Origin of the sequence: Mycobacterium cajalii, assembly GCF_045809005.2 — a bacterium.
GTDB lineage: Bacteria > Actinomycetota > Actinomycetes > Mycobacteriales > Mycobacteriaceae > Mycobacterium.
On record NZ_CM141436.1, the window covers coordinates 774,891 to 796,917 of the forward strand.

The 22,027-nt window shown below is 70.1% G+C and carries 15 protein-coding genes and 3 pseudogenes; 5 read left to right on the top strand and 13 right to left on the bottom strand.

Annotated features, from left to right (window positions below; genetic code table 11):
- Positions 1–55: 55 nt before the first annotated feature.
- From moeA to ACJ512_RS03680, 9 genes and pseudogenes are all read right to left on the bottom strand, one after another.
- On the bottom strand, positions 56–1,261 hold the full coding sequence (gene moeA / locus ACJ512_RS03640) for a molybdopterin molybdotransferase MoeA (RefSeq protein ID WP_407688609.1): 1,206 nt from the start codon (positions 1,259–1,261) through the stop codon (positions 56–58).
- On the bottom strand, positions 1,262–2,185 hold the full coding sequence (locus ACJ512_RS03645; protein WP_369740870.1) for an SDR family NAD(P)-dependent oxidoreductase: 924 nt from the start codon (positions 2,183–2,185) through the stop codon (positions 1,262–1,264).
- 36 nt (positions 2,186–2,221) lie between these two features.
- Positions 2,222–3,004, bottom strand: a complete 783-nt coding sequence (locus tag ACJ512_RS03650) for an ABC transporter permease (protein ID WP_369741779.1) — start codon at positions 3,002–3,004, stop codon at positions 2,222–2,224.
- A 74-nt stretch (positions 3,005–3,078) separates the two neighbouring features.
- Positions 3,079–3,921 (bottom strand): ABC transporter ATP-binding protein, encoded by an 843-nt coding sequence (locus ACJ512_RS03655; protein WP_369740869.1) that lies wholly within the window; start codon positions 3,919–3,921, stop codon positions 3,079–3,081.
- Complete coding sequence (locus tag ACJ512_RS03660; RefSeq protein WP_407688610.1) at positions 3,918–9,398, bottom strand: type I polyketide synthase; 5,481 nt, start codon at positions 9,396–9,398, stop codon at positions 3,918–3,920. Before ACJ512_RS03660 ends, ACJ512_RS03655 begins: the two co-directional genes overlap by 4 nt.
- A 49-nt stretch (positions 9,399–9,447) precedes the next feature.
- A complete protein-coding gene (locus ACJ512_RS03665) occupies positions 9,448–11,214 on the bottom strand; it encodes an NAD(P)/FAD-dependent oxidoreductase (protein ID WP_407688611.1) in 1,767 nt (588 codons plus the stop codon).
- A gap of 12 nt (positions 11,215–11,226) precedes the next feature.
- Positions 11,227–11,439, bottom strand: coding sequence for a hypothetical protein (locus ACJ512_RS03670; protein ID WP_407688612.1), 213 nt, complete (start codon positions 11,437–11,439; stop codon positions 11,227–11,229).
- A gap of 95 nt (positions 11,440–11,534) precedes the next feature.
- Positions 11,535–12,041 (bottom strand): cupin domain-containing protein, encoded by a 507-nt coding sequence (locus ACJ512_RS03675; RefSeq protein ID WP_407688613.1) that lies wholly within the window; start codon positions 12,039–12,041, stop codon positions 11,535–11,537.
- A 27-nt stretch (positions 12,042–12,068) separates the two neighbouring features.
- Positions 12,069–12,368 (bottom strand): annotated as a pseudogene (locus ACJ512_RS03680) (short-chain dehydrogenase); the annotation flags it as partial.
- A gap of 20 nt (positions 12,369–12,388) precedes the next feature.
- Between ACJ512_RS03680 and ACJ512_RS03685 the strand changes: the two are divergent.
- The 3 genes and pseudogenes from ACJ512_RS03685 to ACJ512_RS03695 all read left to right on the top strand — a co-directional run.
- Positions 12,389–12,586: pseudogene (locus tag ACJ512_RS03685) on the top strand (SbtR family transcriptional regulator); the annotation flags it as partial.
- A gap of 288 nt (positions 12,587–12,874) precedes the next feature.
- Positions 12,875–14,500 carry a chaperonin GroEL gene (gene groL / locus ACJ512_RS03690; protein ID WP_407688614.1) on the top strand — a complete coding sequence of 542 codons (1,626 nt, stop codon included), beginning with the start codon at positions 12,875–12,877 and terminating at the stop codon, positions 14,498–14,500.
- Positions 14,501–14,666: 166 nt separating this feature from the next.
- Positions 14,667–15,100 (top strand): annotated as a pseudogene (locus tag ACJ512_RS03695) (SDR family NAD(P)-dependent oxidoreductase); the annotation flags it as partial.
- 188 nt (positions 15,101–15,288) lie between these two features.
- Here ACJ512_RS03695 and ACJ512_RS03700 read toward each other — a convergent pair.
- From ACJ512_RS03700 to ACJ512_RS03710, 3 genes are read right to left on the bottom strand one after another with little or no spacing between them, the layout of a single operon-like run.
- Positions 15,289–15,684 (bottom strand): pyridoxamine 5'-phosphate oxidase family protein, encoded by a 396-nt coding sequence (locus ACJ512_RS03700; RefSeq protein WP_407688615.1) that lies wholly within the window; start codon positions 15,682–15,684, stop codon positions 15,289–15,291.
- Positions 15,685–15,692: 8 nt separating this feature from the next.
- A complete protein-coding gene (locus tag ACJ512_RS03705; protein WP_407688616.1) occupies positions 15,693–17,126 on the bottom strand; it encodes a PPE family protein in 1,434 nt (477 codons plus the stop codon).
- Positions 17,127–17,164: 38 nt separating this feature from the next.
- Positions 17,165–18,895 (bottom strand): N-acyl-D-amino-acid deacylase family protein, encoded by a 1,731-nt coding sequence (locus ACJ512_RS03710; protein ID WP_407688617.1) that lies wholly within the window; start codon positions 18,893–18,895, stop codon positions 17,165–17,167.
- Positions 18,896–18,972: 77 nt separating this feature from the next.
- Between ACJ512_RS03710 and ACJ512_RS03715 the strand changes: the two genes are divergently transcribed.
- On the top strand, positions 18,973–19,485 hold the full coding sequence (locus tag ACJ512_RS03715; RefSeq protein WP_407688618.1) for a mycothiol transferase: 513 nt from the start codon (positions 18,973–18,975) through the stop codon (positions 19,483–19,485).
- A 10-nt stretch (positions 19,486–19,495) separates the two neighbouring features.
- On the top strand, positions 19,496–20,350 hold the full coding sequence (locus tag ACJ512_RS03720) for a hypothetical protein (protein ID WP_461479972.1): 855 nt from the start codon (positions 19,496–19,498) through the stop codon (positions 20,348–20,350).
- On the opposite strand, the gene ACJ512_RS03725 is transcribed toward ACJ512_RS03720, so the two are convergent.
- Positions 20,347–22,020 carry a cytochrome c biogenesis protein DipZ gene (locus tag ACJ512_RS03725; RefSeq protein ID WP_407685202.1) on the bottom strand — a complete coding sequence of 558 codons (1,674 nt, stop codon included), beginning with the start codon at positions 22,018–22,020 and terminating at the stop codon, positions 20,347–20,349. The two genes, ACJ512_RS03720 and ACJ512_RS03725, sit on opposite strands and share 4 nt — an antisense overlap.
- Positions 22,021–22,027: the final 7 nt, after the last annotated feature.

The window sequence follows — 22,027 nt, forward strand, 5'->3', positions numbered from 1 at the left end:
TCTCGCCGACCGCACCCGATTACCCGGTCAACGCCACGCGAAAAACACCAGCCACCTAGGCCAGGTCCCACACCTGCAACTCGGTCCCGGCGGCCACCTCGACGACGTCTTCGGGGATGTCCAGCAGCGCGTTCGCCGACGCCAGCCACCGCAGGTGATGAGACGCCGGAGGCCCGTAGCTGATGACCGTGCCGTCGCCGGCGTCGAGGATCGCGCGCCGGAACTGGCGTTTGCCGCGCGGCGAGGTCAGCGACTCGGTGAGGATCGCGGGGCGCTGTGGGCGCTCCGGGTCCGGCAGGCCCATGGCCCGGCGCAGCGCCGGGCGGATGAACACCTCGAAGGACACCAGCGCGCTGACCGGGTTGCCGGGCAGCGTGACGATCGTGGTGCCGGCGACGCGGCCGATGCCCTGCGGCATCCCCGGCTGCATGGCCACCTTGACGAACTCGACCCCCTGGTCGCCCTCCCGGCCGAAGGCGTCCTTGACCACCTCGTAGGCGCCCGCGCTGACCCCACCGCTGGTGATCACGAGGTCGGCCGCGGCGGCGTGCCGGTCCAGGATCGCGGCGAACTGCGCGACGTCGTCCTCGGCGGTCTCGACGGCGAGCACCTCCGCGCCGGCCTCGCGGACGGCGCCGGCCAGCATGACCGAGTTGGACTCGTAGATCTGGCCGGGGCGCAGCGGGAGACCCGGAACCACCAGCTCCGACCCGGTCGAGATCACCAGCACCCGCTGGCGCGGGAGTACCGGCAGGCCGGCCATCCCCAGCGCCGCGGCCAGGCCGAGCATCGCCGGGGTCACGACCTGGCCGCGGCGCAGCACGGTGGTGCCCGGGGCGACGTCCTCACCCGCCCGCCGGATGTGCTTGCCGGGCTCGCGGGGCGCCCGGATCGCCACCGTGTCCATCCCGCCGTCGGTGTCTTCCACCGGCACCACGGCCGTCGCGCCCGCCGGCAGCGGCGCACCGGTCATGATGCGGTGTGCCGTCCCGGGTAGCAGCGCCAACTCGTCGGTGCGTCCGGCCGGGATGTCCTCGGCGACGGGCAGCACGACTGGGTGCCCGGGTGTCGCGGCGGCGATGTCCTCGGCCCGCACCGCGTATCCGTCCATCGCGGAGTTGTCGAACACCGGCAGCGCCAGCCCCGCGACGACGTCGTCGGCCAGGACCAGCCCCTGGGCGTCCGCCAACGTGGCCGTGGTCGCCGGCCGGGCCCGGATCAGGCCGGCGACGACCCGCTGATGTTCGTCGACGGAGCGCACTCAGACTCCGAACGTGACGCCGGTGAGCTCCTCGGAGACGGCCCACAGCCGGCGCTGCAGTTCCTCGTCGTGGGACTGCGCGCTGGACGTCACGAGCTTGGGGTGGCCGCGCTGTTCGAGGAAGCCGTCGGGGCCGTAGTACTGCCCGCCCTGCACGTCCGGGTCGGTGGCGGCACGAAGGGTGGGCAGGGCTCCCATCGCCGCGCTCTGGAACAGCACCGGCCCCAGCACCGCCTTCAGCGGCTGGAAGATCGCCGGCAGGTTGCGGGCCAGCTCGGTGTTGGAGCCGCCGGGGTGCGCAGCGACGGCGATGGTCTTCGCCTCGGGGTTGGCGGCCAGCCGGCGCTGCAGCTCGTAGGTGAACAGCAGGTTGGCCAGTTTGGACTGCCCGTAGGCGGCGATCCGGTCGTAGTTGCGCTCCCACTGCAGGTCGTCGAAGTGGATCGCGGCGCGCAGCCGGTGGCCGAGGCTGCTGACGGTCACCACCCGCGAGCCGCGCACGTCCAGCAGGTGGTCGAGCAGCAGGCCCGTCAGCGCGAAGTGGCCGAGATGGTTGGTGCCGAACTGCATCTCGAAGCCGTCGGCGGTGAGCTGTTTGGGGGTCCACATCACCCCGGCGTTGTTGATCAGCAGGTCGATGCGCGGGTAGGCCGCCCGCAGCGCGTCGGCCGCGGAACGCACCGAGTCCAGCGAGCTCAGGTCCAGGGCCTGCAGGGTGACGTCGGCGCCGGGATGTGCGGCGACGATGCGCGACAGGGCGGCGTTGCCCTTGGCGAGGTCGCGCACGGCCAGCACCACGTGGGCGCCGCGGTAGGCCAGCACGACGGCCGCCTGGTAGCCGATTCCGGTGTTGGAGCCGGTGACGACGGCAACGCGGCCGCTCTGGTCCGGGACGTCGGCTTCCGACCATTTGTTGGACGTCATGGCCAAAACATACTCACCCGGGCCCGGCGCCGCCGTTCAGCGCTGATCCGACCACCGGAAGACGCTGAGGCACGCGATCAGTCCGCCGGCACTCCACGCGAGGAGGACCAGCAGTATTCGCCCGTGCTCCCAGCTGCCGGCCGGTTCGAACGTGGCCATCCGGCTTGGCAACAGCACCGAGCGGAATCCCTGAGCCATCCACTTGACGGGAAACAGCGACCCGATGGACAGCATCCATTGCGGCAGGACCATGAGCGGCACGTAGGTTCCCGAGACGAATTGCAGACCCACCGCGGGCCCGTTGGTGATGACGGCGGCCGACACCGCGTTGCTTGCGACGTTGCTGATGAAGATGCCCGCGAGCGAGCAGCTGATCACACCCAGAAGGAAGACCCACGTCAGGGTGAACCATCCGGAAAGGCTCGTCGGCAGGTGCAGGTCGAAGGCCAGCACCCCGACCAGGAGCAGGATGACGGCCTCGGCGAGGCTGACGATGGCGACCAGGCAGACCTTGCCGACGAAGTATGACGCCGCGGTCGTCGGGGTGCCGCGAAGCCGCCGCAACGCCCCGGTGTCACGGTCGGCGGCGATGCTGATACCGAGGTTGATGAACGACGTCGACAGGATGCCGTAGGCGAGCATGCTCGCCGCGATCACGGCGCCGGTGCTGATGTCGCTGCCGGGCAGCTTCGCGGAGAAGATCGACCCCAGCAGAACGCAGATCACCGCCGGCATCGAGAACGTCAGGGCCAGCTGCTCGGGCCGACGGTAGAACATCTTCAATTCGGGGATCACGCGTGAGAATCCGATCCGCACCACCGACGGAAGCGATGACTTGGCCGGCGTGGCCCGATGGCGTCGTCGCGCGGGCGCGGCCGCGCGCTCGATGGTGTTCACGCCACCCCGATCAGACGCAGGTAGGCGTCCTCGAGCGACGGCCGGGTGACCGTCAGCTCGGCCAGCTCCGCGCCGTCCTCGCTGAGCCGCCTGATCAGCTGCGTCGGGAAATCCGTTTTCTGCATCCGAATTTCGCCTCCCTGAAGCCATTGCACGGTCGCAGCCGAGTCGACGTGTGCGGTCAGCTTCGTCGGCGAGTCCACGGCGACCACCCGCCCGCCGGCGATGACCGCGACGCGGTCGGCGAGCGCTGCGGCCTCCTCCAGGTAGTGCGTGGTCAGCAGGATGGTCGTGCCGTCGGCCGCCAAGAGCCTGATCAAGTCCCAGAACTGCCGCCTGGCTTCGGGATCGAACCCGGTCGTCGGCTCGTCGAGGAACAGCAGTTCGGGCATGCCGATGATGCCGAGGGCGACGTCGAGGCGGCGGCGCTGTCCCCCGGACAGCTTCCTGACCCGCGCACCGGAAACCGAAGCGAGCCCGACCAGTTCGAGCGCCTCACCGGGCTCGCGCGCGGTGCCGTAGCACCTCGCGAACAGCGACGCGGTTTCCCCGACCGTGAGCATCCCGGCGTCGCTGACCTCTTGCAGAACTATGCCGATCCGGGCGCGCCAGTCCCTGCCCGCCATCCCCGGGTCCGCGCCGAGCACCCGCACGTCTCCGGCATCCCGCCGCCGGTTGCCCTCGAGGATCTCGATGGTCGTCGACTTGCCGGCCCCGTTGGGGCCGAGGATCGCGAAGATCTCGCCGTAGCCGACGTCGAGATCCAGATCCCGCACCGCTCGCACCCGCCCGTAGTCCTTCGACAACCCCCGAACGTGCACCGCGGATTTTTCAGTCACGGGTTCGCCCCTCCGGCCTCGGGCCGGGCGTCCTGCGCCCCGAGTTCGGCCAGCAGTTCGGCGAGCTCGTCGTCGGAAAGCTCGTCGATCAGCCGGTCGACGTCGCTGTCGGACGGTTGCGCGGCAACCGGTTCCGCGGAGCTCGCGGGCGTGTCACCGTGAATGCGGAGTAGTTCGGCGAGCACCCGATCCGACACGGAGTTCACGCTCACGCCGCTGAGTATCTCCAGCACCGGCAGGTCGATCGAGAACGCCGTGTTGATCCGCACCCGGAAGTCCATGGCCATCATGGAATCCAGCCCGATCTCATCGAGGATGGCATCGGGCTCGATGTCGGTGACGGCGCAGTCGAAGACCGTGGCGACGATGCGGCGAACGTGGTCCGCGACCAGCGCCGCCCTGTCGGCGGCCGCCGCACCGGCCAGGACCTCGAGGATCGAGGATTGCGGATCGCTTGAGTGCGAGGGTGTTTCGGTGGCCTCGAGTTCGGCGAACATCGGCACTACTCGCCCCCCGAACGCGGCGCGGCGGGCCCGGCCCCAGTCGGCGCCGATGGCGATGACGTTCGGCGCGCTCTGGTTGATCAGCCGATCCAGGATCCGCGCACCCATCGCGGGTGTGATCAGCTCGATGCCCCGCTGCGTGTAGACGTCCTCGAGCCCGAGCTCCTCGACCATGCCCACCGACCAGGGCCCCCACCCGATCGTGACGGCCGGCAGCCCCTGAGCCTGCCGGTAGTGGGCGAACGCGTCGAGATAGGCATTGGCCGCCGCGTAATTGCCCTGGCCCGGCGAGGCGATGGCCGACCCCGCGGACCCGAACATGACGAAGAACGCGAGGTCGTGCCCGTCGAAGGCGTCGTGCAGCACGCGGGCGCCGACAACCTTGGGCGCCAGCACTTTGGCGAAATCCGCGTCGCTCATGTTGAGCAGGAGTTGGTCGTCGACCAGCCCCGCGGCATGGATGATGCCGCGGACCGGCCGGCCGGCCTCGGCCATGTGATCGCTCAGCCACGCCCTCACCTGCGCGGCGTCGGTGACATCGACGGCGGCGGTCGCGACGTGGGCGCCGAGGCGCTCGATCGCCCGGATCGCGGTCACGGCCGCGAAGTGGGCGTCGCGGTCCGTCAGCGCCGCCCAGTCGCTTCGCGGGGGGATTGCGCTGCGGCCGAGCAACGTGATGTGGCGGGCGCCCCGCTCGGCCAGGTAGGTGGCGGCGACGCGGCCCAGCGCTCCCGCCCCGCCGGTGACGACGTACGTCGCGTCGGCGGCGAGCTTGGTGGGGAAGGGCTTCGTCAGGCCGGTGCACGGGCGCAGCCGCGGAACGAACGTCGTGCCGCCCCGGATCGCGATCTGGTCCTCGGCCGAGTCGCCGAGGATGTGGGCACAGATGCGCGCGGCGGTGGTGCCGCGATCGTCTGCCTCGTCGACATCGATGAGGCCGCCCCAGAATTCGGGGAACTCCTGGTGACCGATGACCCGGCCGAGTCCCCAGACGGCGGCCTGCGGGCTCGCGGTCAGCCGGGTTCCGGGTGCCGGTTGCGCGTTGGCCGTGACCAGGAAGAGGCGCGGCTTGCCGGCGGCGCCCGTGGCGAGGGTTCTCAGCAGATCCAGAACGGGACGCCATGTCCCGGTGTCGGTTTCAGAGCGGGCGTCGAGCGGCCAACAGTCGACGACGCCGGCGAGGCCGGTGTCACCGCCGAGGTGCGCGCCGAACAGGTCGTCCAGTCGATCGGCGGCCTCGGCGCGCTCGACCGTGTGCACCCGGTGGCCACGGCGGCGCAGCTCACCGGCGAGCAGCGAGCCGGTGCCCGACGTGTCGGCGAGGACCAGCCACGACGAATCTCCGGTGGGGTCGGCGAACCGGTCGCCGGCGTCGTCCATTGGGCGCCAGTGCAGTTCGTAGAGTCCCTTGTCGATGTGCTCGGGCGATACGCGGGACGAGGCGCTCAGCGACTGCACCGTGAAGCCGTCGAACACGGCGAGCGGGACCCCGCGCAGGTCGCTGACGGTGATGTCGCTCTCGATCGCCTCCCTGGTCGCGGACACTACGCGCACGCGCACCGTCATGTGCTCGTCGGGCGGGCCGTAGACGGCGCAATGGCGGATCCGGGTCGGCAGGTACGGCACCTCGTTTTCTTCCTTGCCGAGGAACGGTGCGCCGAAAAGCGTTTGGAAGGCGCCGTCGATGAGCACCGGATGGAATCGGTACTCCGCCAGCTCGGCCGCGATCCGGGCCGGGACGGTGATCTCGGCGACCGCCCAGTCCTCTCCGGCGGTCACCCGCTGCACGCAGCGGAACGCCTCGCCGTAGTCGAATCCGACGGCGCCGGTGCGGGCATAGAACTGCGCACCGTCGATCGCGGCGAGGCCCATGTCGTCGGGCGGACCGCCGCGGGCCGGGGCAGCAGGTAGGGTGTTGAGTTCCGCGGTCGCCGTGAGCGCCCACTTGAGCTCCCCGTCGGCCGTTGCGCTGAACGCGGTGAACTCCAGCGTGCCGTCCCGTTCGTCGAGCGTGGTCCGCAGAATGGGGTCGCACGTCTCGTCGAGGATGACGGCGCGGTGCAACACGAGGTTGTCGACGCTGTGCTTCGAGCCGTAGGTGAGCTCGGCGGCCGCGAGGCCCATCTCGACGTACACCGACCCGGGCAACACCACGCTGCCCTGCACGCGGTGATCGGCGAGGAAAGTGTTGACGACGCCGGTGATTTCGGCTTCCCAGGTGGGGTGGACGGCGCCGACCGGCTGCCCCAGCAGCGGGTGGGCCGGGTTGTAGTACAGCGACTCCACCGCTTCCTGCGTTTCGGTCCAGAAGCGCTTCGTCTGCCATGGATAGGCGGGCAGCTTCAGAAGCCGCGCGCCGGCGCGCGGTTGCAGCGCCTCCCAGGCGATCTCATGGCCGTGGCAGTGCAGCGCGGCGAGGCAGTTCATGATCGTTCGGCCGTCGTCGTGGTCACGGCGCTGGGTCGCGTGCACCGTGACCCGTTGGCTCCCGGCGGTTTCCTGGATCGAGGCCGCCAGGACGGGATGCGGGCCCAGTTCGACGAAATGGGTGTAGCCGTCCTCGATCATGCGGCGGATCGCCGGTTCGAACAGGACTGTGGCGCGGGTGTTCTGCCACCAGTACGCGGCGCCGGCGTCGTATTTGTCCAACGTCTCGCCGGTCACCGTCGAGTACAGGGGCAGCGTGGCGGCCTTCGACGACATTCCCCGCAACGCACCGTGGAGGTCCTCCTTGAGCGGGTCCATGTGGTAGCTGTGGTAGGGCACCTTGACCGAGAGGTGACGGTAAAAGATCCGGGCCTCGTCCAACTGCCGGGCGACGTCGTTCAGGACGTCGTTGTCCCCGGCGATGGTCACCGTCGACGGGCCGTTGATCGCGGCCACCGACACCCGCCGTCCGAACTCGGCTCGGGTCGTGTCCGTTACGGTGCGCAGGAGCGTTTCGGCGTCCAGGCCGACGGCGAGCATGCCGCCCCGCCCGCTGGCGCGTTGCTGGAGCCGGCTTCGGTGGTAGATCACCTCGATCGCCTGCTCGAAGGTGAGCAGACCGGCCAGATGGTGAGCGGCGACCTCCCCGGCGCTGTGGCCGATCACCGCGTCGGGTCGGATCCCGAAACTCGCGAGTTGCTCGGCCAGCGCGATCTGGATGGCGAAGTTCGCCGGTTGCGCGATCTCGGTTTCCGCCATGCGAGAACGGGCTTCGTCGCGTCCCAGCTCTTCGATCAGGGACCAGTTGGTGTAGCGGGACAGCTCACGATCGGTCCGCCGGATGCTGTCGGTGAACGCGGGGAAGACGTCGAGCAGGCCTCGGCACATCTTCCACCACTGGGGACCCATTCCGGTGCAGACGAACGCGAGTCTGGGTGCGGTCGGCAGGGCGCGCTCCGTGAGGAGCTGTCCCGCGTCGGCGACGGCTCGAAGTTGTTCTCGCGCTTCGGCGATGGACTCGGCGACCACCGCGCAGCGGTGGCTCAGATGGGCGCGTCGCCGACTGAGTGTGTACCCCAGGTCCGCCAGGGTCACCTCGGGGTGGGTCGCCAAGTGCTCGGCCAACCGGCCGGCCGCCGCGACCGCCGCCTCCTCGCTGCGCGCCGAGACCGGCAGAACCGTCAGCGGCAGAGGACGCGATTGCTCCGGTTCGCGGGCGCACCGCGGGGCGGGCGGCTCGGCGAGCACCACGTGCGCGTTGGTGCCGCCGAATCCGAACGAGTTGACGCCCGCCACGCGTCGCTCGCAATCGGGGAAAGGCCGGCCCGCGGCGGGAACGTCGATCCTCAGATCCGCCAGGCGGACGTGTCTGGTCGGGGTGCGCAGATGCAGGTTGGCCGGGATGTGGCCATGCTTGACCACCAGCGCCGCCTTGATCAGTCCGGCGACGCCCGCGGCGGCCTCGAGGTGGCCGATGTTGGTCTTGACCGATCCGATCAGGAGGGGTTTGGTCGCCGGCCGGTCCGCCGACAACGCCCCGGCCAGCGCCCGCATCTCGATGGGGTCCCCGACGGGTGTCCCGGTGCCGTGCGCCTCCACATAACCGACCTGTGCGGGCTGGACAGCGGCTCGCCGCAGAGCCCTCCTGATCGCGGCCTCCTGGGCCTTTTCGCTCGGCACGGTGATGCCGTCGGTGTGGCCGTCCTGCGACACCGCCGTGCCGAGGATCTGTGCGTAGATCTCGTCGCCGTCGCGCAGCGCCTTCTCGAGCGGTTTGATCACCACGATCGCCCCACCCTCTCCCCGGGCGTAGCCGTCCGCGGAGTCGTCGAAGGCCTTGGAACGCCCGTCCGGACTGAGAAACCCGCTCTTGGATTCGGCGATGGCGGTGTTGGGTCCGATCATGACGTTCACGCCGCCGGCCAGGGCGACCTGCGATTCGCCGTTCCAGATGCTCTGCGCCGCAAGGTGAATCGCGACGAGCGAACTCGAGCACGCGGTATCGAGCGTCATGCTGGGCCCGCGGAAGTCGAACGCATACGAGATCCGGTTCGCCAGCATCGTCATCATCATCCCGGTGGCCGAATGCGGCTTGAACCGGTAGCGACTGGTGCGGCCCTGGTTCTGCAGAAGTTGATAGTCGAGGGTGAAGCCGCCGACGAAGACCCCGACATCGGTGCCCGCCAGCGTGTCGGCGGGTATGCCCGCGTCTTCCAGCGCCTCCCACGTCGCCTGCAGCAGGAGACGTTGTTGAGGGTCGAGCGAGTGCGCCTCCCGGGGCGAGATGCCGAAGAACTGCGCATCGAATTGGTCGATGTCGCGCAGGAATCCGCCGCGGGAGGTGACGATCTTGCCGACCTTTGCCGGGTTCGGGTCGTGGTAGCGCGCGGCATTCCACCGTGTCTCGGGAACCACGCTGGTGGCGTCCGTCTCGCTGCACAGCAGGCGCCAGTAGCTCTCCGCCGAGTCGCCCCCGCCGGGGAAGCGGCACCCGATCCCGACGATCGCCAACGGCTCGTGGTCGCCGCGGTCAGTGTGTGCGTTCATTGTTCCCCTCGCGGCCCGGGTGCGCGTCTTCGCCCACGGGCGCCCGGTGTCAATTCGGTTGCAGCGCGGCCGAGGTGGTGATCACCCAGCCGCTGCTGATCGGGTGGGTCGCCTGCTCGCGCCGGTAGGTCGCGCGGAGCTCTCGCAAGAGCGAGTCGACTTGCCACGATTGCACCTGCCGCATGACGGCGTCGTCGCCGAATAGCGGGGATTTGTCCGCCAGGACGGTGTCGACAAGCTGGCCCGCGAGTTGACGCAGTAGGCGCGCGTTCGCGTCGAACTGCTCGGCGAAGTCCGGGCTGGGCCCCATCATCGCGGTGTGCAGGGCGACCATGAAGTTCAGTGGCGAGTACAAGTCGAGGAATGGCACCGGCGAGAGGTCGCCCTCGATTGCGGCCCACTCCCGGAAGAAGCGCTGCACCCGATTGCTGAGCGCGATGAGCCCGTCGAGGTGCGGAACGAAGTCGGGTTCGTCGGCGACGCCGACGAACCGGCCGTTCATGTAGAGCAGGCCGATGAATCCCCAGTAGAACGCGACGTCCCAGATGATCTTCGCCGACATCACGGTCGGCTTCCCCATCAATGCGTACTGATCCTGGTAGACGGCGAGCCACATGTCGGTGAGGGATCGGAACAAGGTGTCGCTGATCTGTGACCGCGCGACGACATCCTCCCCGTCCATGTCCCGGACGATCATGTCGGTGATCAGGCCGTTGCCGATGGCGACCAGATCCATCCCTGACGAATACAACGGATCGAGAAAGATCCCGGAATCGCCGGTGATGCACCAACGTTCGGAGCCGTCGAACGCCTTCGCCACGCCGTGGCTGTATCTCTTCATGACGCGGAAGTCCATGATCAGGTGCTCGTTCGCCGCCAGGGTCGCCGCGCACTGCGGCTCGTGTTCACCGAGCCACGCCTTCGCCTTGGCGAGGGTGTTGAACTCGTCGAACGCGTGAAACGTGGGGTCGGCGACGATCCCGACACTCGTGGCTCCGGAGGCCAGGCGGATGAGCCAGACCCAATATCCTTCGCCCATCAGGTGATTGGTCGACATCGCCCGGTCGCCCTCGACCAGGCGGCCCTGCCATGCCGGGTCGTCGCTCCACCGACCGACGTCGATCTCGGCGGCCACGCGCAACCACGCGGAATTGCAGGCGTGGCCATTGCCCCGCTTGAGACCGAGTTGCCGGGGCAGCATCCGGTTGCGGCCGGACGCGTCGACCAGCCATCGTCCGGTCGTGGCTGTTGTCGCGTCACCGTTTTGGATCGACACGCTGTGCGGACGGTTCTCGGAGCCGAATCGCACCGAGTGCGCCCGGCCGCGAGCGATTTCCACGCCGCTCGACAGGCAACGGCGGGTGAGCTCGTTTTCCAGGCGTCCGCGATCGACCTGATAGGTCACTTGCGGCACGAACGACGAGCTTCCCAGTTCCATTCTCTGGGCGATGTCCGTGTTCGCGCCGTGGGCGAAAAACATCCTCAAGCCCATCTTGCGGATGTGCGACGTGCTCAGGTGCTCGCCCAGACCGAGGCGATCGCGGAAGTAGTGCGCCGAGACCTCGACGGTCGATTCGCCGACGGTGTGGGTGATTTCGGGCAGCGGGTGGGCGCGCGGGTCGATGACCAGAACCCGCGTCGCGGGCCGCTCGCGGCGAATCTGCAGCGCCAGCGTGAGCGCCGCGACGCCGCCGCCCAGGATCACGACGTCGTGTTCGGCGGCGGCGTCGCTTTTCGATCGCCGACTCTTGATCCGGCGCGCCAGAGCCTCCCGTGTTGCGGTATCCAACTGCGAAAGCTGGGCTCGTACGTCCACGGGCTTTCCTTCTCAGTTCTCGGCTTCGGCCGGCACGACGTGCCGGTTGCGGCGCCGCATGGGCGGGATCCGGGACGAATCGCGGAGCCGTCCCGACGGCGGGCGGTCGGCTTCAAAGCTGTTGGGTTGCAACGAGTCGCCGGCGTATCCGGCGCCGACTCCGGGGAGCGGACCGCCCATCCGGGCCGACCCCGCGCACCGGGGCGTCCCCTGGTCAAGCTTCATCAAGCGCCAAGACTAGCGCGATCCCGCAACTGATTCAATTAGTTAATAGTTAAGTATCTGAATCCGACGGCACCCGGCCGACGGGGGCCGATCGCTCACACCCAGTGGTTGTCGTGGCGGATGAACCACTCCCTGCGATCGTCGTCGGTCATGTCGGCCAGGGCGCCGAATCCCTCGAAGTAGGCCTCGCGCGGCGCGCCCGGAGCGAACAGCATCAGGATCGACGCCGGTGCGTCGGCCTCGTTGCGGAAGCCGTGGACGCCGCCGGGCGGGACGTAGAGGAAGTCGCCCGCATGCCCGTCTGCCCAGCGGGTGCCGTCGTAGAGCTTCATCGTTCCGGACAGCACGAAGAACGCCTCGGACATGGCCCGGTGGAAATGCGGCCCCGGCCCGCCGCCGGCCGGCGGGAGGTCGACCCGGTACAGGCCGTAGTCGCCGTCGGTGGCCCGCTGGTCGGCCAGGTAGTGGTAGCGGGCCCCGGTCGGGGCTTCGTAGTCCGGGGGCGCCCCTCCATTTTCGGGGGCCCGCTTGAGCCAGGCGCTGACCTCCGGCTCGTCGGCGGTGTAGCGGCGCGGCGGATACGGCGGCACGACCAGGGACATGCCTCCAGTGTGGCCCCGCGCCGCCGCTCAGCCGACGGGAAACACGACGCCGGTGAGTTCCTCGGAGACCGCCCACAGCCGGCGCTGCACGTCGGCGTCGTGGGACTTCGCGCTGGACGAGACGAGCTTGGGGTGCCCGCGCAGCTCGGCGAAGCCGTCGGGCCCGGAGTACTGCCCGCCGAGCACACCGGGGTCGGTGGCGGCGCGCAGCGTCGGCAGCGCGCCGGCGGCGGCGTCCTGCATGAGCGGGTTGAGCACCGGCGTGACGAGGCGCTCGACGAGCGGGGGCAGGTTGCGGGTCAGCTCGGTGCGCGACCCGCCGGGGTGGCGCCTGCGCCGCGCCCGCGCCCGAGGACGCCTTCAAGGCCATGATCGCCCGCCTCCTGCGCGCCGCGCAGGAGGCGGGCACGGCGCGGCGCGACGTCGAGATGCGAGACCTCAAGGCGATCCTCGTCGGGTGCCAGGCGATGCAGGCCTACGACTCGGCGCTGGCCGAGCGGGCGACCGACGTCGTCATCGACGGCCTGCGCGCCGTCCGTCCGTAGCATCGGAACGGTGAACCCGGTCGCGACGAAGGAGTCCGCGCGCAGCGGCTGCTCGACCTGCCCTGAGGGGTTACGCGCAGCGCGATAACGGCGGACGCATTCTTGCACTCGGCATAGGCGAGTGCTAAGAATGACGTTGGCACTCGCGACCGCTGAGTGCTAGGTCGGGACGGTGAGGCCAGTCTGGTCGTCCGTCGCGGGCACTGCGCCCGGCCAGCGTAAGTAATTGGGGTTGTCGTCACCACGGTGGCCCCCGTTTCATTCCCGACCCGGAGGAATCACTTCGCAATGGCCAAGACAATTGCGTACGACGAAGAGGCCCGTCGCGGCCTCGAGCGCGGGCTCAACGCCCTCGCCGACGCGGTAAAGGTGACGTTGGGTCCCAAGGGCCGCAACGTCGTCCTGGAGAAGAAGTGGGGCGCCCCCACGATCACCAACGATGGTGTGTCCATCGCCAAGGAGATCGAGCTGGAGGAGCCGTACGAGAAGATCGGCGCCGAGCTGGTCAAGGAGGTCGCCAAGAAGACCGACGACGTCGCCGGTGACGGCACGACGACGGCCACGGTGCTGGCCCAGGCGCTGGTCAAGGAGGGCCTGCGCAACGTCGCGGCCGGCGCCAACCCGCTGAGCCTCAAGCGCGGCATCGAAAAGGCCGTCGAGAAGGTCACCGAGACCCTGCTCAAGCAGGCCAAGGAGGTCGAGACCAAGGAGCAGATCGCCGCCACCGCGGCCATCTCCGCCGGCGACCAGTCGATCGGCGACCTGATCGCCGAGGCGATGGACAAGGTCGGCAACGAGGGCGTCATCACCGTCGAGGAGTCCAACACCTTCGGCCTGCAGCTCGAGCTCACCGAGGGCATGCGGTTCGACAAGGGCTACATCTCGGGCTACTTCGTCACCGACGCCGAGCGGCAGGAAGCGGTCCTCGAGGACCCCTACATCCTGCTGGTCAGCTCCAAGGTGTCGACGGTCAAGGACCTGCTCCCGCTGCTGGAGAAGGTCATCCAGGCCGGCAAGCCGCTGCTGATCATCGCCGAGGACGTCGAGGGGGAGGCGCTTTCCACCCTGGTCGTCAACAAGATCCGCGGCACCTTCAAGTCGGTGGCGGTCAAGGCCCCCGGCTTCGGTGACCGCCGCAAGGCGATGCTGCAGGACATGGCGATCCTCACCGGTGGTCAGGTGATCAGCGAGGAGGTCGGCCTGTCGCTGGAGAGCGCCGACGTGGCGCTGCTCGGCAAGGCCCGCAAGGTCGTCGTCACCAAGGACGAGACCACCATCGTCGAGGGCGCCGGCGACACCGACGCCATCGCCGGGCGGGTGGCCCAGATCCGCAGCGAGATCGAGAACAGCGACTCCGACTACGACCGCGAGAAGCTGCAGGAGCGCCTGGCCAAGCTGGCCGGCGGTGTTGCGGTGATCAAGGCCGGCGCCGCCACCGAGGTGGAGCTCAAGGAGCGCAAGCACCGCATCGAGGACGCGGTCCGCAACGCCAAGGCGGCGGTAGAGGAGGGCATCGTCGCCGGTGGTGGCGTGGCCCTGCTGCACGCGGCGCCCTCGCTGGACGAGCTCAAGCTCGACGGCGACGAGGCGACCGGCGTCAACATCGTGCGGGTGGCGCTGTCGGCACCGCTGAAGCAGATCGCCTTCAACTCCGGGCTCGAGCCCGGCGTGGTCGCCGAGAAGGTCAGCAACTCCAAGCCGGGTGTCGGGCTCAACGCCGCCACCGGTGAGTACGAGGACCTGCTCAAGGCCGGCGTCGCCGACCCGGTCAAGGTGACCCGTTCGGCGCTGCAGAACGCGGCGTCCATCGCGGCGCTGTTCCTGACGACCGAGGCCGTTGTCGCCGACAAGCCGGAGAAGGCGGCCGCTCCGGCGGGCGACCCGACCGGCGGCATGGGCGGCATGGACTTCTGAGTCTGTCCAACGGGAAAGCCCGGTCCCTTTGGGGGCCGGGCTTTTTCGTGTCGTCACCTCCGTCACGGCGTGACGGCCGGCACTCGATTCGCGAAACCGATATCGCCGACGCTATCGGTTTTCGACGTCGCCTCGTGGTCGGAAGCGCGGTGACCCCCGCCTGACCCTCGTCGCCCGCCGCGAAGACCGGCTGCGCGAACTGGCCGACGAACTGGCCCGGGGCGGCTCGCACGTCGAGGTGATCGCCTGCGACGTCGCGGATCCCGCCGCCCGGGCCGACCTCCTCGACGAGGTCGGCAGGTGCGGGTCGACGTCGAGGCCGTCATCGACCTGACCACCCGCGCGGTCCAGCAGATGGTGCCCCGCGGACGCGGCGCGATCCTCAACGTCGGATCCACCGCGGGTTTCCACCCCTTCCCCGGGCAGGCCGGCTACGCCGCCACCAAGGCGTTCGTGAAGACCTACACCGAAGGGGTGCGCGCCGAGCTCGCGGGTACCGGTGTCGCCGTCGCACTGCTGTGCCCGGGACCGGTGCGCACCGAGTTCCTCAAGAACGCCGGCACGGACGAACGCAAATTCGCCGACGCGTTCCCGAAGTTCACTAGCGGCCAGGGCCGCATCCAGCCCTCCACCTCAGCGCGGGGTGGCGCTGCAGGCAACGCACCAGCAGCAGCGGCTCATAGGCGCGGTCGGGATGGCCCCAGCTGTTGATGCTGACGGCATCTTCCTGGCTCCGCGGAGGGGCGAGCGGTGCGACGCGGCTCACGGATGAGACTGTACGGCGCGCGTTAGGCCGGCAGCGAGAACACGACGCAGTCGTGCAGACAGCCCCTGGCCGCCTCGGGTGAGTCGGGGGCGGCGTCGCGGTGCAGCAGCGCGCGGTCGGGCACGACACCCAGGGACGCGGAATCGGGCCCCGCGGCCTGCGCGTGCCCGTCGACGATGAGCGAGTAGCCGCCCGGCTCGGTGGGGGGCCACAGCAGGGTGACGTCGCCGCGCCGGACGAGGTTGTCGCGGGTGTGACCGCCGATGGGGCCGACGTCGAGAGTCCCCCCGCGCAGCGTTGGCGCGACTGTCACGGTGTGCACGCGATAGCTGTCGTCGACGGTGATCAGATACGCGTACGGGTAGTCGGTGAGAGCGGCGGCGAGCCGCTGCAGGTCTACCTTCTTCTCCGTCCGCATGGTGTCGTCTACTCAGACGGGGTCGGCAGCAGGGTCAGCTCCCTGATGCCCGTGTTGGGACCGGTCGGGGTGCGGTCGGCCTTGCCGAAGAAGCCCGAGTTGGGGATGCCGGGCTCGCGAACGGGCGGGTTGCTGCGCGCCCCGGGGTCGCCGGCGGTGGGCGTGAAGGCACCCGTGAGAGCGGCGGCCATGGTCCGCACGCCCACGGTGGGCGTGGGGCCGCCGGCGGCGGTGACGGCGGCGGCGTTCGCGCCGAGCGACTCGACACCGCCCGCGATGGCGGCGGGCTGGCTCACCGGTGCGCCGAAGGCGGCGTTGGCCGCGGGCGGGTTGAGCAGGGCCGCGTTGCCCAGGCTCGCGCTCAGCCCGCCGGTGTTGGCCGCGGCCGAGCTGAGTAGGCCGGAATCCAGGTTGGCCGCGCCCAGGCCGCCGGTGATGTAGCGGCCGGATCCGAGCATCCCGGCGCCCGACTGGGCGCCCAGGGAGTTGTCCTGGAAGAAGCCCGTGTTGGCGGCGCCGTTGTTGAACAAGCCCATGTTCATGCTGCCGGAGTTGGCAAAGCCCGTGTTGAACGAACCGGCGTTCCCGATGCCGAAGTTTCCGTTGCCCGAGTTGAAGAAACCGATGTTGTTGTTGCCCGAGTTGAACAGGCCGATGTTCCCGGTCCCGGAGTTGAAGCCGCCGAAGCCGAACTGGTTGTTGCCGGTCAGCCCGATGCCGAAGTCGTTGTTGCCGGTGTTGCCCAAGCCGACGTTGCCGTTGCCGAGGTTGCCCCACCCCAGGTTGTTGTTACCGGAGTTGCCGGACCCGACGTTCTGGGCGCCGCTGTTGCCGAAACCGAGGTTGGATCCCTGGCCGCTGCTGCCGGGCAGGATGCTGGTGAGCTGGCCGTTGCTGAACTTCAAACCGAGCTTTTGCAGGACCTGCTGCCAGGGCGCGAGTTGACCGGCGGCCGCCGACGCGTCGGCGTGGTAGTTGAACATGGCCGCGACGTCGGCCGCCCACATCTGCTCGTACGCGGCCTCGGTGTCCATGATCGCCGGCGCGTTGAGCCCGAACCAGTTCGTGTTTGCCAGCGCCTGCACCAGCATCCGATTCGCCGTGACCACCGCCGGCTGGATCGTGGCCGCCAGCGCCGCCTCGAACGCGGCCGCGATGGCCGTCGCCTGGCTTGCTGCGCCTTCGGCCTGGGCCGCCGCCGCGCTCAGCCACCCCGAGTACTGCGTGGCGACGGACAGCATCGCCGTCGCCGACGCGCCCTGCCATGACGCGCTGGCCAGGTCCGTCGTCACCGTCAGGAACGACGACGCTGACGACGCCAGATCCTCGGCCAGCCCTTCCCACGCGGTCGCCGCAGCAAGCAGCGGCGCCGCTCCCGGTCCGGCGAAGAGTAATGCCGAGTTGATCTCAGGCGGCAACCACGCAAAATGCGGGCTCGTCACTGACCCAACTTAACCGGGACGGGCCGCCCTTCGTGGCGTTATCGAACGGCTACTGGGGATGACCGCCGGCCCCGGACCAACTTGCCGGGACGAGCGTCGGTGGGCACGCCGTCGGCGGCGATCACCTCCCCGGACACGATCGTGGCGACATAACCGTCGGCGGTCTGGTCCAGGCGGCGCCCGCCGGCGGGCAGATCGTGGCGGATCACCGGCTTGTGCAGCCGCAGCGCGGCGTGGTCGATGACGTTGAGGTCGGCCTTGTAGCCGACGGCGATGCGGCCGCGGTCGCCCAGGCCCGCCACCCGGGCCGGCACCGACGTCAGCGCGCGGACGGCCTCGGGCACGCTGAACCGGCCCGACTTCCGGTCCCGCGCCCAGTGGGTCAGGAAGTACGTCGAGTAGCTGGCGTCGCAGATCATCCCGTAATGGGCGCCGCCGTCACCGAGACCGAGCACCACGTCGTCCCGATGCAGCAGCCTGCCGACCGTGTCCAGCGAATTGTTTGCCAGATTGCTGGTGGCCACCAGCAGCATGGCGCGCCCGTCGTCGTCGAGCAGCCGGTCGTAGGCCTCCTCCATCGGCGCCACCCCGCGGGCGCGGGCGCGGGCGCCGATGCTCGTCGACGGGTCGGGCTCGTAGTCGGGGGTGTCGCCGAGCGGGTAGATCCAGTCCCACATCTGCGCGACGTAGAGGATCGGGTGGCCGTGGCCGGGCTTGTCGGCCAGGATGCGGGCGCGGACCTCCGGCTTGCGCATCTCGGCGACCCGCTCGGCCAGCGGCAGGTGCGCGATCTCGCGGTAGCTGGGGTAGAGCACGAAGGGGTTGGCGGTGAGCTGCAGCCCGATGATCAGCCCGATCGGGCGCGGCAACAGCTGCGCGGTGATGTCTCCGCCCGCGGAGTTCGCCTTCTCGATCATCGTGATGGCGTCCTCCCACGTCGGGTCGCCCGCGTTGGCGACCACCAGGGTGAACGTGACAGGCAGCCCGACGTCCTCGGCGACGTCGAACACCGTCTGCAGCACCGGCTGGTAGCCGCCGGCCGGGATGTCGGGAACGAACTGCAGCAGGCCGCCGCCGCCGTCGACGACGCCCTTGGCGATCTCCTCGATCTCCTCGCGCGCGGCGTCGTAGCTGGGGATCGGCGAACCGCTCTCGGTCTTGTGGATGGTCAGCCGCGACGAGGCGAAGCCCAGCGCGCCCACCTCGATCGCCTCCTTGGCCAGCGCCCGCATCTTCGCCAGGTCCTCCGCGGTGGCCGGCTCGCGGTCCGCGCCGCGCTGCCCCATCACGTAGACCCGCAGCGGCGAGTGCGGCAGGTAGGCGGCCACGTCGATGTCACGCCGTCCCGCCTCGATGGTGTCCAGGTACTCCGGGAAGGTCTCCCAGGTCCACGGCAGGCCGTCGGTCATCACCACGCCGGGAATGTCCTCGACGCCGGCCATCACGTCGACGAGCACGTCGTGGTCTTCCTGGCGGCACGGCGCGAAGCCGACCCCGCAGTTGCCCATCACCACGGTGGTCACCCCGTGCGCCGACGACGGGGTCAGGCGCTCCGACCAGATGGACTGGCCGTCGTAGTGGGTGTGCAGGTCGACGAAGCCGGGGGTGACCAGCAGCCCGGTGGCGTCGATCTCGCGCTCGGCGGTGGCGCCGTCGACCGCGCCCACCGCCGCGATGATCCCGTCCTTCACCGCCACGTCGCCGACGTACGGCTCACTCCCCAGCCCGTCGACGATGGTGCCGTTGCGGATGATGAGGTCGTAGGTCATCTAAATAATCTACGACCGTCGCGGGGGTCGTGCCAGGGCCGAAACCTCCCCCCGAAACCTCCCGTAGTGTCGGCGGTATGGCCGATCCCGACGCCGCCGTTCAGGAACTCCTCCGAGACGCGTTCACCCGGTTGATCGAACACGTCGACAACCTCACCGACGGCCTGACCGACGAGGTGTCCGCCTACCGCCCCACCCCGAGCGCCAACAGCATCGCCTGGCTGCTCTGGCACAGCGCGCGGGTGCAGGACATCCAGCTGGCGCACGTGGCCGGCGTCGAGCAGGTGTGGACCCGCGACGGATGGGTGGACCGGTTCGGGCTGGACCTGCCCCGCGACGACACCGGCTATGGCCACGGCGCCGACGAGGTGGCCAAGGTCCGCGCCCCGGCCGGCCTGCTGTCCGGTTACTACCACGCGGTGCACAAGCTCACCCTCGAATACATCGCCGGCGTCACGGCCGACGAGCTGGCCCGCGTCGTGGACACCAACTGGGATCCGCCGGTGACGGCCGGCGCCCGGCTGGTGAGCATCCTCGACGACTGTGCCCAGCATCTCGGCCAGGCCGCCTACGTGCGGGGTGTCCAGTAGGTTCGCGGGCGTGCGGTTCGCGGTGACGGCGCTGTTGTGGCTGGCCACCACCGTGGCCGTGGGCGTGGCCGTCCCCGCGGCGTGGGCCCAGGTCCATGTCGTCGACGAGCGCGGCTTTGCCGCGCTGGCCCAGAAGGCCGCGACCGACCCGCGGCTGCAGTCCGCGATGGCCGACGAACTCACCGCCCGCACGATGGCGCTGATCGCCGCCCGCGGTGGCGGGCATTACCGGGTCGACGGTTCGCGGGTGCACGCCGCCGCCGCCGCGTTCACGGCGGGCCCGGCCTTCCCGCCGCTGTTCGCCCAGGCGAACAGGGCCGCGCACGCCTGGTTGTTCACCGACCCGCGCTCCGGGCGGACCGGCACCGCGTGGGCCGTCGACGTGTCGCCGATGCTGCGCGACAGCGCGTTGGCGCAGTTGCTGGCCGACTACCGCGTCACGGTTCCCGCGGACCTGACCGTTGCGCTGACGCAGGCCGGACCGCCGCTGCGGCAGGGCCAGCTGAGCCGGCTGTCCACCTGGGGGCCCTGGCTCAGCATCGGCGCGGCGGCGCTGGCCGTGGTGAGCGCCCTGCTGACGCTGGCCGCCGCGCGCCGCCGCGGCAAGGCGCTGACGAGCCTGGGCGTGTCCGCGCTGGTCGTCGGCGCGGCCGGCTGGGCCGGCACCGAGGTCCTCGGCCGGCGCGTCGACGGCGTGCTCCGGCGCGGCACCGGCGACATCCGCCGGGTCGCCGAGGTGATGGTCGCCCACGCCGAGGCCGGCCTGCGCCTGTGGCTCGACGTGACACTGCTCGCCGGCGTCGCGCTCGTGGTGCTCGGCGTGCTGGTCGCGATGGCGGGCAGCCTCGTCCGGAAGGGCGGCTAGCCGAAGGTGAACGAAAAGACTTGCAGGCCTGGGCTGACCCGCATGTCCAACCGGTCGCGGCGGGCGGTCGGGTCGGACACGATCCGGTGCAGCGTGGGCGGCCCGCCGATCGGCGTCGTGGTGGTCGTGCCGTCGCGGGTCACGGCGATGCTGCCGGTGCCGCCGACGACCACGTACACGTCCTTGCCGGTGTAGTTCAGCCGGACGGCGGCGTCCTCGCTCTCGGCGGTGGCGCCCTGGTCGTCGATGCTCCAGCGGCCCCGCAGCGCGAAACGGTCGTCGGGCAACGTCGCCGGGAAGCCGAATGTGGCGGTGCCGGAGTCGTAGCGGCCGGCGCCGCCGTAGTAGAGGGCCTTGCCCGCGCCCAGGTAGGTCTCGGGCGTCAGCCTGGTGCGCGGCGTGTCGTCCGCCGCACCGGACGCCGGGGGCAGCCGGACGGCGGGGTCGGCGGCCACCAGCAGCCGGCGGATCAGCGTCTCGGTGCCGTCGTAGTCGCCCTCGCCGAACTTGGTGTGCCGCACGTTGCCGTCGGCGTCGATCAGGTACTCGGCCGGCCAGTACAGGTTCTGGTAGCTGTTCCAGGTGGCGTAGTCGTTGTCCAGGGCGACGGGGTAGGTGATGTGCAGTGCGGCGGCGCCGCTGGCCACGTTGGCGGGGACCCGCTCGAAGGCGTACTCGGGGGTGTGCACGCCGATCACCACGAAGCCGTCGCCGCGGTAGCGGTCGTACCAGCCGACGACGTGGGGGATGGCGCGCTGGCAGTTGATGCACGAGTACGCCCAGAAGTCGATCAGGACCACCTTGCCGCGCAGCGAGGCGAGGTCGATCGGCTTGTCGTCCGGGGTGTTCAGCCAGCCCGTGATCCCGGTCAGCGCCGGCGCCGGCCCGCACTCCTGCAGCCGGTCGGCGCCGTCGATGCAGTCGGCCAGCCGGCCTTTCGCGCCACCCGGGTCGAGCTCCTGGCGAATGTTGTTGGCGCCGAGTCCTTTCTGCATGGCGCTCGAGTAATCGGGGATGGCGCGCTGCAGCATCGCCGGCAGGTTGAAGACCAGCGCGACGGCCAGCACGATCATCGTGATCCCGCCGGCGATCCGCACGGCGCGCTGCCGGCGGCGGAACGCGGCGACGCGCTCGGCCACGCGCCGGCCGGCCAGCGCGAAGGCCAGCAGCGGCAAGGCGGTGCCGACGGAGAACATCAGGGTCAGGACGAGGACCGGCGCGCCGATCTTCGCGGTGCCCCCGGCCACCACGATGGCGGCCAGCACCGGGCCCGCGCACGGCACATACAGCGCGCCCAGCGTCAACCCGAGCCCGAATCCGCTTCTGCGGGAGGCGAATCGGGGTTGCGGTAGACGGGCGAACGGTCGTTCGATCAGCTGTTGCAGCGGCGGGAAGATCAAGCCCAGGCCGATCAGGGTCAGGATCACCAGGGCGGCCCAGCGGATCGCGTCCTGCGGCAGGTGCAGCGCCGACAGCAGCGCCGAACCGGCCAGGGTGACCGCGCCGAAGCTGCAGACCAGGCCCGCGATCACCAGATACGGCCGGGCGGAGGACCTTTCGCCGGAGGTGTCCACGCCGGAGAAGAACACCACCGGGAGCACCGGCAGGATGCACGGCGAGATGCCGGTGATCAGGCCGCCGAGGAACCCGATGAGCGCGATCGTGTCCATGGGGGAG